The 13,989-nt window shown below is 62.2% G+C and carries 11 protein-coding genes; 5 read left to right on the top strand and 6 right to left on the bottom strand.

Annotation, left to right across the window (positions count from 1 at the left end):
• Positions 1–162: 162 nt before the first annotated feature.
• Positions 163–534: a hypothetical protein gene (locus tag KUV45_RS15030; RefSeq protein ID WP_206942744.1), complete on the top strand. Its 372-nt coding sequence runs from the start codon at positions 163–165 to the stop codon at positions 532–534.
• A 156-nt stretch (positions 535–690) separates the two neighbouring features.
• On the opposite strand, the gene KUV45_RS15025 is transcribed toward KUV45_RS15030, so the two are convergent.
• The 4 genes from KUV45_RS15025 to KUV45_RS15010 form a co-directional block, all read right to left on the bottom strand.
• Complete coding sequence (locus KUV45_RS15025) at positions 691–5,532, bottom strand: NAD-glutamate dehydrogenase (protein ID WP_222162009.1); 4,842 nt, start codon at positions 5,530–5,532, stop codon at positions 691–693.
• Positions 5,533–5,712: 180 nt separating this feature from the next.
• Entirely contained in the window at positions 5,713–6,816 is a 1,104-nt protein-coding gene (gene trmA / locus KUV45_RS15020; RefSeq protein WP_206942748.1) for a tRNA (uridine(54)-C5)-methyltransferase TrmA, read from the bottom strand.
• 317 nt (positions 6,817–7,133) lie between these two features.
• The gene (murI, locus tag KUV45_RS15015) at positions 7,134–7,910 is read right to left on the bottom strand and encodes a glutamate racemase (protein WP_222162008.1); all 777 of its coding nucleotides are present in this window, start codon (positions 7,908–7,910) and stop codon (positions 7,134–7,136) included.
• A gap of 244 nt (positions 7,911–8,154) precedes the next feature.
• A complete protein-coding gene (locus KUV45_RS15010) occupies positions 8,155–8,697 on the bottom strand; it encodes a hemerythrin domain-containing protein (RefSeq protein ID WP_206943167.1) in 543 nt (180 codons plus the stop codon).
• A gap of 226 nt (positions 8,698–8,923) precedes the next feature.
• On the opposite strand from KUV45_RS15010, the gene KUV45_RS15005 reads away from it, so the two are divergent.
• Both KUV45_RS15005 and KUV45_RS15000 read left to right on the top strand, forming a co-directional pair.
• Positions 8,924–10,276, top strand: coding sequence for a replication-associated recombination protein A (locus KUV45_RS15005; protein ID WP_222162007.1), 1,353 nt, complete (start codon positions 8,924–8,926; stop codon positions 10,274–10,276).
• Between the two features lie 150 nt (positions 10,277–10,426).
• Positions 10,427–10,576, top strand: a complete 150-nt coding sequence (locus KUV45_RS15000) for a hypothetical protein (protein ID WP_206942753.1) — start codon at positions 10,427–10,429, stop codon at positions 10,574–10,576.
• Between the two features lie 96 nt (positions 10,577–10,672).
• Here KUV45_RS15000 and KUV45_RS14995 read toward each other — a convergent pair whose 3' ends face one another.
• Positions 10,673–12,190 carry an MFS transporter gene (locus KUV45_RS14995; protein ID WP_222162006.1) on the bottom strand — a complete coding sequence of 506 codons (1,518 nt, stop codon included), beginning with the start codon at positions 12,188–12,190 and terminating at the stop codon, positions 10,673–10,675.
• Positions 12,191–12,394: 204 nt separating this feature from the next.
• Complete coding sequence (locus KUV45_RS14990; protein ID WP_222162005.1) at positions 12,395–13,030, bottom strand: class I SAM-dependent methyltransferase; 636 nt, start codon at positions 13,028–13,030, stop codon at positions 12,395–12,397.
• 41 nt (positions 13,031–13,071) lie between these two features.
• On the opposite strand from KUV45_RS14990, the gene KUV45_RS14985 reads away from it, so the two are divergent.
• The gene (locus tag KUV45_RS14985; RefSeq protein WP_206942759.1) at positions 13,072–13,476 is read left to right on the top strand and encodes a VOC family protein; all 405 of its coding nucleotides are present in this window, start codon (positions 13,072–13,074) and stop codon (positions 13,474–13,476) included.
• Between the two features lie 121 nt (positions 13,477–13,597).
• Positions 13,598–13,987 (top strand): DUF4870 domain-containing protein, encoded by a 390-nt coding sequence (locus KUV45_RS14980; RefSeq protein WP_222162004.1) that lies wholly within the window; start codon positions 13,598–13,600, stop codon positions 13,985–13,987.
• The last annotated feature ends 2 nt before the right edge of the window (positions 13,988–13,989 follow it).

Raw genomic sequence — 13,989 nt, 5'->3', positions numbered from 1 at the left:
ACCGCCTCGTTACCCGCGGCAGCCATCTGTCTCCTTTAAGCGACATATGGCGTCGCAATCTCTCTACTCTTGTGCTGATTGCTGTATTCGTTAGCATGGTCACCAAGGCGCACGGATATTGCGCCGGTCTGCACTGTCCCGAACGGAAAAAGGAGAGACCGCATGATGACCAAGACCCGCTCCATGATGCTCGTGCTGGGCGCCGCTTCTCTGGTAGGCCTGGCTGGCTGTGCCAGCGATAGCGCGTCAATGGAAAAGCAGAGCACCGACTACATCGTCACCGGACTCGGCGACGATCGTCAGGAGGCGCTGGAAGAGGCCAAGGAACGCGCACTGGAGCAGTGCGAGGCCCAGGATCGTGATGAGTTCATCATTGAAGAGCAGCAAGTGCTGGGTCCCAACACCAGCGCCGAGAAGCGCGAACGCGCTGAGGCCATGGTCGAAGGCGGCACCGTCAGCGAGGACACCAACCTGGCCGCGCTGAACGACGACAGTGCCGAGTTCAAGGCGATCTGGAGCATCAGCTGCCGCTGATATCAGCATTCCAGCAACGGCCATGACTAAAGAAGGGCGCCCCGAGGGGCGCCCTTCTTGTTGTCTACCATCAGCCGTCTACCATAACGACTGCCAACAGGCAGCGGCAGTGAGGGCATCAGTGTGATGCCCTCGACGGCGCACGGGTGATGGCGGTTACACCTCGCTGTTGCTCTCTGCCAGGTCGACCAGTTCGCGCACAGCCACGGCGAACAGCGGGAAGCCACCCTGGGCGCCACTCTCGACCTCGTTGATCAGACGACACCAGCGCTTGTGCATCGACTCATGATGCTTGAGCCACTGCTCGACACGCCCGGCGGTATCACGCGCACCGCTTTCCATGGTCAACACGCTGGCGGTCAAGGCCATCTGCTGACGCTCGATATCGTCGCGGAAGGTCTCGCGGGCCTTGGACTGCCAGCCATCCTTCACCGGCAGAGCGGTCACCTGCTGGATCATCCAGGGAAGTTCCAGGCGAGCCCCGATCTCGTAGCAGACCTCGGCCACTTTCTGCGGCTTCTCGTTGACCTGGCGCGCGGTCTGGATAATACCCAGCGCCGTGTACAGGCTATCGGTGGCGGCGACGGTCGATGCCAGGGCCTCAGGCACTCCTGCTGCGACCAGTTCATCACGGCGGGCCTGCCAGGCCTCAAGGTCTTCACCGCGCAGGCGCTTGCCGATATTCTCCTGCAGCTGAGCGATGCGCGGTGCAAAGTACTCGATGCAATCCGCGGCAGACTGGCCAGAACGGTTACGCAGGAACCAGCGTGACGCCCGGCGGATCATCCGCATCAGGTCCAGCATCATGCTGTACTGGATGTCCGTGGACACCTTGTTGTCCAGCGCCTCGATCTGCTCCCACAGCTTCGGCAACTGGAAGCTGTCTCGGGCAATCACGTAGGCACGGGCAATATCGGCACGTCCCATCCCGGTGGAATCGATCAACCGGCGCGTGAACACGATGCCCATATGGTCGACCAGATCGTTGGCCAGCTGGGTCGCGACAATCTCACGCTTGAGGCGGTGACTGAACACCTGGTCACGGTAGCGCTCCACCAGACTCTGGGGGAAGGCCCGCGCGGCATGCTGGGCAATCACTTCGTCGTCAGGCACGTCCGAGGCGATCAAATCGCCTTTGAGGGTGCTCTTGGCGTAAGAGATCAGCACCGACAGCTCCGGCAACACCATGCCTTGATCGTTGGCGGCCCGCTCCTGGAGTTCTTCGTCGGACGGCAGGAACTCCAGCTCACGGTCGATCTGACCTGCGGCTTCGAGCTCGCTGATGAAGCGACGATAGGGGCCGATGCCCTGCAGCGACAGACGCTCGGAGAGATCCAGCGCCTGGGTCTGACGATAGTTGTCGGTCAGCACCAGCTCACTGACTTCCTCGGTCATGTCCGCCAGCAGCTGATTACGCTGCTTCTCGGTCATGTCGCCGTTGGCCACCACTTCATCGATCAGGATCTTGATGTTGACCTCGTGGTCGGAACAGTTGACCCCGCCCGCGTTGTCGATGAAGTCGGTGTTGACCCGCACACCCCGAGTGGCGGCTTCCATGCGCCCACGCTGGGTCAGGCCAAGGTTACCGCCCTCGCCCACTACCTTGCAGTTGAGCTCATTGCCATTGATGCGCAGCACGTCGTTGGCCTTGTCACCGACCTCGGCATCGGTTTCGGTACTGGCCTTGACGTAGGTACCAATGCCGCCGTTCCAGATCAGGTCGACGCGGGAGCGCAGCATGGCCTGAATCAAGTCATTGGGTGCCAGCTTGTCCTCGGTAATACCGAAGGCGTCTTTCATCTGCGGCGTGATGCTGATGGACTTGGCCGCACGGGAGAAGATGCCACCGCCCTCGGAGATCAGGCTCTCGTCGTAGTCCTGCCAGCTGGAGCGAGGCAGCTCGAACAGACGCTTGCGCTCCTTGAAGCTGGACGCGGCATCCGGCGTCGGATCGACGAAGATATGCAGGTGGTTGAAGGCCCCGACCAGACGAATGGTCTCGGACAACAGCATGCCATTGCCGAACACGTCGCCCGCCATGTCGCCGATACCGACGACACTGAATTCGTCGGACTGGGTGTCGACCCCAAGACCGCGGAAGTGACGCTTGACCGACTCCCAGGCCCCCTTGGCGGTGATCCCCATCTTCTTGTGGTCATAGCCGTTGGCACCGCCGGAGGCGAAGGCATCGCCCAGCCAGTGGCCGTACTCCAGGGAAATCTCGTTGGCGATATCAGAGAAGGTTGCCGTGCCCTTGTCCGCCGCCACGACCAGGTAGGGGTCGGCGTCATCATGGCGCACCACGTTCTGGGGCGGAACTACCTCGCCGCCGACCAGATTGTCGGTCACGTCCAGCAAGGCGCGAATGAAGGTCTGATAGCAGGCAATGCCTTCCTTCTGCACCGTTTCACGATCGGCCCCCTCGGGCATGCGCTTGCAGACAAAGCCGCCCTTGGCACCGACCGGCACGATCACCGAGTTCTTGACCTGCTGCGCCTTGACCAGCCCCAGCACTTCGGTGCGGAAGTCCTCGTGGCGATCGGACCAGCGCAGGCCGCCGCGGGCCACCTTGCCACCGCGCAGGTGGACCCCTTCGACCCTGGGAGAACACACGAAGATCTCGAACATCGGGCGCGGCTTGGGCATGCCCGTCACCTTGGACGGCTCCAGCTTGAAGGCCAGGTAATCCTTGAAGCCGCCCTCGTCGGTCCTCTGGTAATAGTTGGTCCGAAGCGTCGCCATGATCAGCTCTACATAGCGGCGCAGCAGACGATCGTCATTGAGGCTGGCCACATCGTCGAGCAGGGTGTTGATGCGCTCGACGCATGCCTCGACCTCGCCTTCGTCAGGACGATCCTCTGGGTCAAAGCGCAGTTCGAACAGGGTCACCAGCTCGCGGGTGATGTGCGGATGCGCGACCAGCGTATTGGCGATGAAATTCTGAGAGATGCCGAAGCGAATCTGCTTGAGGTAGCGCGCATAGGAGCGCAGCATCGCGACCTCGCGCCAATCCAGATTGGCACCAATGATCAAGCGGTTGAAGCGATCATTGTCCGCCTCACCGGCCCAGATACGCTGGAAAGCCTCGACAAACGGCTTGCGCATCTCCTGCAGATTGACCTCGGTGGCCGTGTGATGCTCCAGATCGAAGTCATGGATCCAGTAGCTCGCATCCACGGCTTCGACCTCGTAGGGTCGCTCACCGATCACTCGCAGGCCAAGGTTTTCCATCATCGGCAGCACGTCAGACAGCGGAATCTGGCTGCCCTTGTGGAACAGCTTGAGATTGACGCCGCTGCCCTCTTCTTCGATCAGCCGATACAGCGACAGTGCCAGCGGCTTGCCGTTGTCGAGCTCGCCGATGTGCTGCAGGTCATAGACCGCGGTGCGGGCGCTGAAATCGTCCTGGTAACCCGCCTGGAAAGCGTCACGGAAGCGGGCCAGCAGATGATTGGCCTGTTCCTCGCCGTATCCGTCGATGGCCGCATTGAGCAGATCATCACGCCAGTTGCGGGCCAGTCGGGCCAGCTTCTCTTCGAGCGCCTTGATGTCGTAGTCGCTGGGCGCCTCTCCGTTAAAGCGCAGGATGAACTGGATACGTGCCAGCACCGACTCGGACAGGTACGTATTGAAGTCACCGAAGGTAGCGTCAAGTTCTTCGCACAGCACGCGCTGCAGCCGCAGTCGCAGCTCGGTGGAGAACACATCACGAGGCACAAACACCAGGCAGGAGTAGAATTGGCCGAAGCGATCCTCGCGAATGAACAGACGCACGCGGCGACGCTCGCGGATGTCGAGAATGCCCAGTGCCGTCTGCGCCAGCTCGTCGGTGTCGATCTGGAACAGGTCATCGCGCGGATAGACCTCCAGAATCTGCGTCAGCTGCTTGCCGTTATGGCCCTTGGGGTTGAAGCCGGCAATGTCCATGACCGCCTTGAGCTTACGCCGAAGGATCGGAATGTGGCGCGGAGAGTCGTTGTACACCCCGGACGTGAACAGGCCAAGGAAGCGGCGCTCGCCGATCACGTTACCCTGGTCGTCGTAGCGATCGATGGTGACGTAGTCCGGGTAGGTCGGACGGTGCACCCGCGCATGAAATGCGCTCTTGGCAAAGGACAGCAGCTGCGGAACCAGGACGTAACGATCCCCCTCGACCCCCTGGTCGGTGCGGATACGCTGGCGATACTGCGCCTCGGACAGGCGGAACAGTCCTAGTTCGCTGCCGTCCACCTGATTGAGACTCTGCCCCCCATTGGACCCATCGACGCTGAATTCGTCATAGCCCAGGAAGGTAAAGTTGTCTTCCAGCATCCACTCCAGGAAGGCCACCGCCTCGGCGTGGTCGTCCTTGTTCACCGGTCCGGGGCAGCAGGTATTCAGCTCATCGATGGCTTCGCGGATGCGCGCACGCATCGGCTCGAAATCCGCCACGGCAGTGCGGACTTCCTGCAAGACTTCCTGCAGGCTCTGCTCGATGGCGGCCAGCTCGGCGGGATCGGAGTGGCGGTCGACCTCGATGGCGATCAGCGACTCGCGCTGCTCCGGTGCGTCCTTGTCACGCGGAGAGGCCAGGCGCACCACCCGGTGCTGCTCGTCCCGGGCCACCGACAGCACCGAGTTGTGGATCGCATGCACCGTCATGCCACGACGATTCAGCTCGATACGCACGGAATCCACCAGAAACGGCATGTCCTCATGCAACACGGCCACGAAGGTGTGGGTCGATTGCCAGCCGTGCTCCTCGAAGTCAGGGTTCATCACCTTGACCTTGGGCGAGGCAGGATCAAACTGCTGCAGAAAGTGCCATACCGAGAGAGTGGCGCCGTAGAGATCGTCCAGGCGACGCTCAGTCAGATCTTCCAGCGGAATCGTGGAGTAGAAGTGACGAGCGAAGTTACTCACCTGGCCGGCCTTGTCCTGATCGAGTCGCCCCTCGAGCCTTTCCTCGAGCTGCTTCAGCAGATCTTCGCGACTGTCATCCTGTGCGACGTGTAACATCCTCACCTCGGTTGGCGGCGGCCACTTCACTGTGGCCAGTTGAACGGTTATGACGAGCGTAGTGCATGGTCGCCAAGCTTACGGCAATCCCTTCCTCTCCCCCATCCAGATGCCCGCCTTCTCATGGAGCATGACGGTTGCGCATCGGTCTTGACAGCGGCCTCAGCTTGCGCCTTGGTGCTAGCGGCGCTCCAGCAGTACGCCACATTCACAATGATGGGTGAAAGGAAACTGGTCAAACAGAGCAAACCTCACCACATCATGGGTCTGGGTCAGCTGTTCAAGATTGTCGGCCAGGGTGTCAGGGTTGCAGGAAATATAGACGATACGCTGATACTCGCTCAGCTGTGCGCAGCTGTCGGCGTCCAGGCCGGCCCGCGGGGGATCGACCAGCACTGTCGAGAAGTCATAGCCGTCCAGGGCCATTTCGTCGACACGTCGTCCGCCCTTGTCCCCTTTCAGCGCAGCCGAGAAATCCTCGGCAGACATCCGGGCGACGACGGCGTTGGTCACCTGGTTGGCCTCCAGATTGACCTTGGCACTGGCCACTGATGTGCGCGAAATCTCGGTGGCGAGGACCCGACGGAAGTTCTCGGCCAGCGCGATGGTGAAGTTGCCATTGCCGCAATAGAGCTCTACCAGGTCACTGTGCTGGCTCCCGGCGGTGACATCGCGGGCCCAGCTCAGCATGGCGGAGCAGATCTGTGCATTGGGCTGGGTGAAGCTGTTTTCGACCTGCTGGTAGTGCAGGGTACGGCCATCCACCTCCAGACGCTCCCACACGTGATCGCGCGTAAGCACAATACGCTGCTTGCGCGATCGGCCGATGATCATCACTCCAAGCGCCTGCTCCAGCGCGCGCGCATCCGCCTCCCAGTCGTCCTCCAGCGGGCGGTGGTAGATCAGGCTGACCAAGGTTTCCCCCGCCAGTGTCGAGAGAAACTCGACCTGAAACAGCTTGCGCCGCATCACCGGGTTGTCGCGTATGGCATCCAGCAGGGCTGGCATCAGGGCGTTGATCCGCTCGCTGGCCACGGCGAACTGATCCATACGCACCAGCGCCTTGTCAGAAGGATCGTCGGGATTGACCTCGAACATCACATAGTAGAGATCATCCCCTTCGTGCCACACCCTGAACTCGCAGCGTTGGCGATAGTGGCTCGGCGGTGACGGATAGACCTCGAGGGCCGGCGGCGAGAAGCGGGCAAACTGAGCTTCCAGGCGCTCGCGCTTGGCGTCTAGCTGTTCGGTATAGCGTTCAGGGTCAACAACAGGTATGGCCACAATGACTCCGCAACAAACATTGGATAGTAGAGAAACCAGAGAAAAACAGGGTAGACAGACAGCGTCGGCAGCAAGCGCTGTCAGCAAGAACCGTCAAAACGAGCTGTCATAAAGCGCTGTCATAAAGCGCTCTCATCAAGAACTGCCAGAACGAGCAGCGACCAAGGCGACATCAAGACGGCATCAGGGCGACATCAAGACGACATTGGATGTCCGGCTCTGCTTTATCCGACCCAGCGCAACCCGGCCCAGCGCTGCCCGACCCCGCCGGACAGCCTCAAGGCTGGCACGCACAGGCTCCGCGTCAGGCAGACGCTTTACACCGTCGGCAGCTGGCGAACCGCGTCGAAACCAAAGCGCGACAGCCCAGGCTCCAGCGCCGGCGACGATGCCGTCAACCAGGCGCACTGCGCTCCCTGGCGCGCATCGGGTTGCTGCATCACTTGAACCGTGCGCCGGGCAATGGCGTCCCCCGAGTCGATCCAGGTGATGGCTCGCGGCATGACCTCGTCCAGCCAAGGCAACAGCAGGGGAAAATGGGTACAGCCGAGCACAACCGTATCCACCAGCGGATCGTCGATCAGCGGCGCCAGGGCGTGACGCACCACCTCAAGATCTACCGCGTGCCCTGCCAGCTGGTGCTCAGCCTGGGTCACCAGCGCATCAGCGGCGACCTTCTTTACCCGACAATGAGGGGCGTAGCTATCGATCAGTCGCTGCGTGTACGGCCTTGATACCGTCGCACTGGTGGCCAACAACGCCAGACAGCCGCTGCGTGATGCCAAAGCGGCAGGCTTGATGGCGGGTACGGTACCCACCACGGGCAGCGCAAGACGTTCACGAAGCTCGTTGAGCGCCAGCGTGCTGGCGGTATTGCAGGCCACCACCAGGGTATCTGCAGAGGTCGCGTCGACGGCGGCAGCACACACCGCAACGATACGCTGGACCAGCCAGTCATCAGGGCGGATGCCATAGGGCATCATGGCGTTGTCACAGCAATACGCCATTGCCGTCTCGGGCAGGTGCTGGCGCAGCGACCGAACCACCGAAAGCCCGCCAACCCCTGAGTCGAAAACCAGTACAGGACCCGCCATCAGTCCCCCACGCCATCAACGATCACACGAAGGCCCATCCTCGGCGACGATGGGCCCTTGGTACGGCGACGAAGAAGATATTGAACGGGAGCAGACACAGGATATGGCGCCATGATCATCATGGCGCCATTCTACCCGAGAGGATGCAGCGGAGTCAGCAGCAGCGCGAGTCAAGCGCCACCGCCGTTACCGCCATTTACCCTGGAGTGACGTGTCAGATGGAAGGTTGCGGGCGCACCGACTGTCAGGCCGGCATGGGTTCTTCCCTGAGCTCTGCGTAGAGTTCCGGGTAGGCCCCCTGCAGCCTCTCGAGCTCAGAGGTGGCGTGTTCCGGCAAGGCATGCGCCAGCCGTTCGAGGTCCTCGTCAGAGAAGTGCTCGCTGATCAGCGGAAACAGCTCTTCCCGTTCCTGGCGCAGGTAGGTCCGGTGGCTGTCGAGGTAGTCGCGCAGGTCGCTGGAGAACTGGTCCATGGGAACAGCGACGTCCATCAGAATCATGTCGATGTCGCGAGACAGGCGGGAGAGCCTTGCCTTGAGCTTGCGGTAGTCTCCGGAGAGGCGCTCGGCGATGTCTTCGCTGGCTGGCGCCACCTCCCTGAGGCGATCGGTGCAGATCTGTTCCAGCGGCAGCGTGAAGCCTGCCATGTAGTCGAGAATGTAATCGACCACCTCCCTGACAAGCTGGAAATTGGGCCGCTCTCCCTGAGCGAGGGTCTTTTGCTTGAGTTGCAGGACGTGCAGTATGCGCGCCATGTTGGCGTGATCCCGTCGCAGTTGCTTTAGCATGGGCATGACGGAAACCTCCTGTGGTCAGCGTGAGCTGAAGGCACCCTAGCTTAGACTGGCCTTCTCGGATCAGGTTCCGGATCGATCACACACCGGAATGTATCACCCTAGACGCATAATCACGTTTCTGCCCGACGAATTCCACCACATAAGTAATGAACGATTTCTTACAATCCGCCTAAGCATTAACCTCTGGCGCATTTTTCCATTTGAGCAGGAGTCGGCGATGGACATGTTTCAACAGGCCCACCAGGAAGACGCAGCGCCGCTGGCCTGGCGCATGCGCCCGAGAACCCTCGACGACTACCTGGGACAGCCATCGCTGGTGGGCCCGGGCAAGCCTCTGCGGCGCATGGTGGAAGCCGGACAAATTCGCTCGATGATCCTGTGGGGCCCCCCGGGAGTCGGCAAGACCACCCTGGCAGACATCCTGGCCCACGCCTCCCAGTCACGCCTGGAACACCTGTCTGCGGTGATGGCTGGGGTCAAGGACATTCGCGAGGTCGTCGAGCGGGCCCGGGCGGCCCAGGGACAAGGCCAGACCACGGTGCTGTTTCTGGATGAGATTCACCGCCTCAACAAGAGCCAGCAGGATGCCTTGCTGCCCCACGTGGAGTCAGGCCTGCTGACGCTGATTGGCGCCACCACGGAGAATCCGTCCTTCGAGGTCAATTCGGCGCTGCTGTCCAGAGCGCGAGTCCATGTGCTCAAGGCCCTGGATGACGACGCCCTGATCCAGGTGATGCGCCGAGCGCTGAGCGATACACAGCGAGGCCTTGGCCAGCGCAACATCCAGGTCGACGATGAGGTACTGGCCACCCTGGCCAGGGCCGCCGCGGGCGACGCACGCCGCGCCCTGGGCCTGCTCGAGACCGCCTGCGATTTCACCGTTCCCTTCAGCGCGCCCCAGGGCCAGGGAGAACGGCTTGAGGCCGGGGTGCTCGACGACGTTATCGGCCACACGGCGAGCGCCTTCGACAAGCAGGGAGATGCCTACTATGACCTGTTGTCGGCCATCCACAAGTCCGTGCGATCTTCCCGTCCAGATGCTGCCCTGCTGTACATGGCGAGGTTCATTCAGGGCGGTGGTGACCCTCTTGATGTGGTGCGCAGACTGGCCGCGATTGCCTCGGAGGACGTCGGCAATGCCGATCCGCGCTGCCTGCCCCTGGTGATGGCGGCGTGGGACGCCTATCTGCGCCTGGGGGACTACGAGGGACAGCGCGCTATCGCCCATGCCGCGATCCACCTGGCGGTGGCGCCCAAGAGCAACGCCATCGACCAGGCCTGGAAAAAGGCGCAGGCATTCGTCGCGTCACAACCACGCCTGGAGGTGCCCACCTACCTGCGTAACGCACCGACCAAACTGATGGCGTCCCTCGGCCATGGCGACGGCTACCGCTATGCCCACAATGAACCCAACGGATACCCAGCGGGCAGCCAGCACGACTGCTGGCCGGAGGAGCTACCCGTTCAGGCATTCTATCAGCCGTCTGACTACGGCCAGGAAGAGCGCTTCAAGCGCATCATGGATTGGCGTGCACAGCTGGACAGGACAGCCGACGGGAACAGCGACTGATCACTCATCATCCGCCGCAGGGGCGCTGTGGCGGGCCCTGTCCGCCCTGTTAGCGTTGCGGCACAGGGCGCAACGTCAAGGATAGGTCCCTCGCGACGACTACCTCCAATGCCAGGGCCCACGATGGGCCTCGTCCCCGGAGGAACACTCATGACTACCACCCCTGTTCAGCAAGCTCGCAAGATTCTGGTCCGCAACGCCCGCCACCCCAACCACCACGACCTGCTGCTCGCCTATGCGCGCCAGCAGGCCACGCCGGCAGTGCGGCGCGCCCTGTTCAAGCTGCTGTTCGAGCAATGACCACCCCTGCGCCGTCTCTCCCCCGCGGTCTTTCACATAGCTGAGTGGGAAACGAAGGGCGGCGGATGACACCCACGCTAGCGCAGGCGCTGAACGTCAGGTGCCGCTGGCCTTGCCGCAGGCGGAATCTGACGCCGTTGGATGGGCGGTGGACGGATCGCTGGACGTTGCTTCCGGCCCCGCCGTGTCCTTGACCGCTTCGGACTCGTGCTCATCGACAGCCTCGGTGGCCTCGTGATGATGCAGCACCCCGTCGTGGAAGCCGGCGTCGTCAAAGTAGGCCACGTACTGTCCCTCTTCGACCGGGGGCCCGACGATAGGCTCGGCCACATCCACGTCAGGCACCACGTCTGACAAGTCTTCCATGTGCTCGTGCTCCTTGGCGCCTTGCACCCACTCGTCGGTGACCACCAGCTCCGCGCCCACCGAGGACAGCGGGGTGGCCGCAGAGAACGGCACCACAGGCACCGGAGCAGGACGCACCAGACGACGCCAGGCGAAGAACAGCACCAGGGCAGCTCCCAAGGCACCAAAGGACATGAACAGCGCCGTGTCGCCAAGCGCAGCCATGACCGGACTGATCAGAGGCGGACTCACCGACGAGCCCAGCGCGCTGATCAGCAGCAGTCCCTGGCTCATCGGCACCAGGGCACCGGCCGGGGCGCGGTCAGCGGAGTGACCGACGGACACCGGATACAGCGAGAATACCCCACCCCCGAGCAGGAACAGCAGCGCCGCGAGCCCCCAGGAAGGCAACGGCACCAACAGCACCGTCAGCGAGATCGCCAGACAGAAGATCCCGATAAGAATCAGCACAGTCTGCCGGTCATGACGATCAGACCAGCGTCCGACAGGGTACTGAAGCAACATGGCGCCCAGCACCGTGGCCGCCATCAGCTGGCCAACATCCGCCACGCCAAAACCGTTGCGCTGAAGGTATAGCGGCAGCAGCGAATAGACGGCAGCGGCCAGCATGCCAGAGCCAAACGCCCCCACGACCCCTGTCGGCGTCAACACCATCAGCCGGAACGGCGATAGGGGTTCGATCTTGTCCAGAAGCGGGGTCACGCGGGGAATCATCGCCATCGGCAGCACCGACAGCGAGGCCAGCGCCCCCACCACCATGAACGGTGCGGTGTCCCCCAGGTTCTGGGTCACGCCAAGCAATAGCTGCCCGAGCACGCCAGAGCCGTAAAGCGCGATCATGTAGAGCGCCAGCAGGCGACCGCGAACCTGGGAGTCACCGGACGCCAGCAACCAGCTTTCAATGACCAGGAAGACACCCACCGTGGCCCAGCCACCGATCAGACGTAAGCCGAACCAGGCCACCGGGTCCAGCATCAAGCCTTGCAGCAGCACGGTCACGGCGACCAACGAGGCAAAGCTGCCGTAGGCGCGGATATGGCCAATGGCCAGCAGCAGGCGATCGTTGAACAGTGCCCCCAGCCCAAGGCCAATGTAATAGGCGGCAGACACCCAGCCGACCACGACCGGGGATTCCCCGGCAGCATCGAGCCGCAGGGTAATCAGCGACGACAGAAAACCATTGCCGATACCAAGGATGAACAGCCCCAGAACAGGGGGCAGAGCCATGGCCAGAAGCTGAGGAGACATGACAGGTCTGGGCTCCAGCGATGCGGACGACGCGGACGACGACGGCGGGTGAGTGTTGGCATATCGAGTCCGTCCGTCGCGGTGCGTTATTGACGACTCTTGGGCGGCGAATATACCCCCGTTTGTCCGTCTGTCAACGGCTTTCGAGCCGCTTTTGCAGAGCTCCTGCAACGCCTTGTTGACAAAGCACAAATTACAGCCATGTCAGCGCGCTGGCCGCTGCAGCAACGCGACATCCGAGCCAACCAGTTCCAGCGTGACGCCCAGTCGCTTGGCCAACCAGTGAAAGCTCGCGTCACTGAAGAACACCACATGGGTAGGGTCGCGGATATAGTGCCAGCCGGCAAAGTCATCCGGTGTGCGCTTGGTCATCAACCCCAGCCAGCCACCAGGACGCAGGCGTTGCACCAGACTGGCCAGTACCTCACCGGGGGCGTACAGATGTTCAGCCACCTCGGTGGCCGTGATGAAGTCGTACTCCGCCTCTGCCCACTGCGGGAAGGGGTGGTAGTAGGGATCGTGAATCCGCATCGAAAAGCCGGCCTCTTCGAACATTAGTGACAGCGTGGGGCCAGGGCCAGCGCCAAAATCCAGCCCACTTGCCCCGTCAGGCAATCGTTCGCTCAAGGGCTCGAACAGCCGTCCCAGGAAACGCCGATAGCCGGGATCGTCGGGCCGGTTGTCGTGCTGGTCGTAGATCGCTTTCTCCGCGGCTGGCGCCAGACGCTGAGCCGGCGGCACGGCAATCAGGTCACAGCGCGGACAGCGGAAGTAGTCGCGCTGTCCGTCCCAATGAAAATGCTGGGTCGTCGGGTTTGTGCATAGCGGACAGCTCGGCATCGTCGTATTCTCTGAGGCTTGATTCACTTGTGGAGAAAGGCATGCTGTCAGGTCTTGATCACCTGGTCATCACCGTGACCGATATTTCCCGCGCCGTTGACTTCTACACGCGCGTGCTTGGACTCGATGTCCGCTACCGAGACCGTGAACGTGTCGACCTGATGCTGGGCGAGCTGGCCTTGCGTCTGCACTGGACCGCGACCGACGTCCATCCGCGCGCCGCCACACCGACGCCCGGCAGCCTCGATATCTGTTTCAAGAGCCAGCTACCCCTTGCTGACGTCCAGCAACACCTGGAGGCACTGTCGGTCGACATCGAGCTCGGTCCGGTGACTCGTCAGGGCGCCACCGGCAAGATCGAGTCGCTCTACTTGAGAGACCCCGACGGCAACCTGCTGGAGATCTGCCGCCCACTGCGAGAACCCCAGGAGCACGGTGAGGTCTAGAGCGGGATGAGGCCGAGGAACGAGTGAGATCCAGCGACGAATCTCCCCCGTTCATCATGGCATTGCGGCACAGGCTGGGTATCATAGCGAAGCCGTTTTACATGCACAGAAAGGAACACGGATGAGCCAGCGCGACCTCGAGCCCCAGCCTCCCCACGTCACGCCCCCCGAGCCGGAGGGCTCCGGAGCCGACACCACCATCGCCATGGTCGGCTACGCCTTGCTGCTGGCCAATCTGGTCACCGGCTTTACCGCCGTGATCGGCGTGGTCATCGCCTATGTCTACAAGGGCAAGGGTCCCGCCTGGCTGGACCAGCATTATCGCTACCAGATCCGCACCTTCTGGATCGGACTGGTCTATGCGGTCGTCGCCTCCCTGCTGACCTTCGTCCTGATCGGGCTACCGCTGCTGCTGGCGCTGGCCGTATGGTTGATCGTCCGCTGTGTGAAGGGTTTCAAGGCCCTGCAGGAAAAGCGTGCCCCGGACAACCTGGAAAGCTGGCTGATCTGATC

The sequence above is a fragment of the Halomonas sp. DP3Y7-2 genome (assembly GCF_019800795.1).
Lineage (GTDB): Bacteria > Pseudomonadota > Gammaproteobacteria > Pseudomonadales > Halomonadaceae > Halomonas > Halomonas litopenaei_A.
The sequence above is the reverse complement of the archived record's forward strand: the minus strand, read 5'-3'. Positions and strand labels throughout refer to the sequence as shown.

Excerpts from the sequence above, each read along its gene's own strand:
- KUV45_RS14980 (WP_222162004.1), top strand. The coding sequence starts at position 13,598 with ATGAGCCAGCGCGACCTCGAGCCCCAGCCTCCCCACGTCACGCCCCCC.
- KUV45_RS15030 (WP_206942744.1), top strand. The coding sequence starts at position 163 with ATGATGACCAAGACCCGCTCCATGATGCTCGTGCTGGGCGCCGCTTCT.
- KUV45_RS15025 (WP_222162009.1), bottom strand. The coding sequence starts at position 5,532 with ATGTTACACGTCGCACAGGATGACAGTCGCGAAGATCTGCTGAAGCAG.
- KUV45_RS14995 (WP_222162006.1), bottom strand. The coding sequence starts at position 12,190 with ATGTCTCCTCAGCTTCTGGCCATGGCTCTGCCCCCTGTTCTGGGGCTG.
- KUV45_RS14990 (WP_222162005.1), bottom strand. The coding sequence starts at position 13,030 with ATGCCGAGCTGTCCGCTATGCACAAACCCGACGACCCAGCATTTTCAT.
- KUV45_RS15000 (WP_206942753.1), top strand. The coding sequence starts at position 10,427 with ATGACTACCACCCCTGTTCAGCAAGCTCGCAAGATTCTGGTCCGCAAC.
- KUV45_RS14985 (WP_206942759.1), top strand. The coding sequence starts at position 13,072 with ATGCTGTCAGGTCTTGATCACCTGGTCATCACCGTGACCGATATTTCC.
- KUV45_RS15005 (WP_222162007.1), top strand. The coding sequence starts at position 8,924 with ATGGACATGTTTCAACAGGCCCACCAGGAAGACGCAGCGCCGCTGGCC.
- murI (WP_222162008.1), bottom strand. The coding sequence starts at position 7,910 with ATGGCGGGTCCTGTACTGGTTTTCGACTCAGGGGTTGGCGGGCTTTCG.
- KUV45_RS15010 (WP_206943167.1), bottom strand. The coding sequence starts at position 8,697 with ATGCTAAAGCAACTGCGACGGGATCACGCCAACATGGCGCGCATACTG.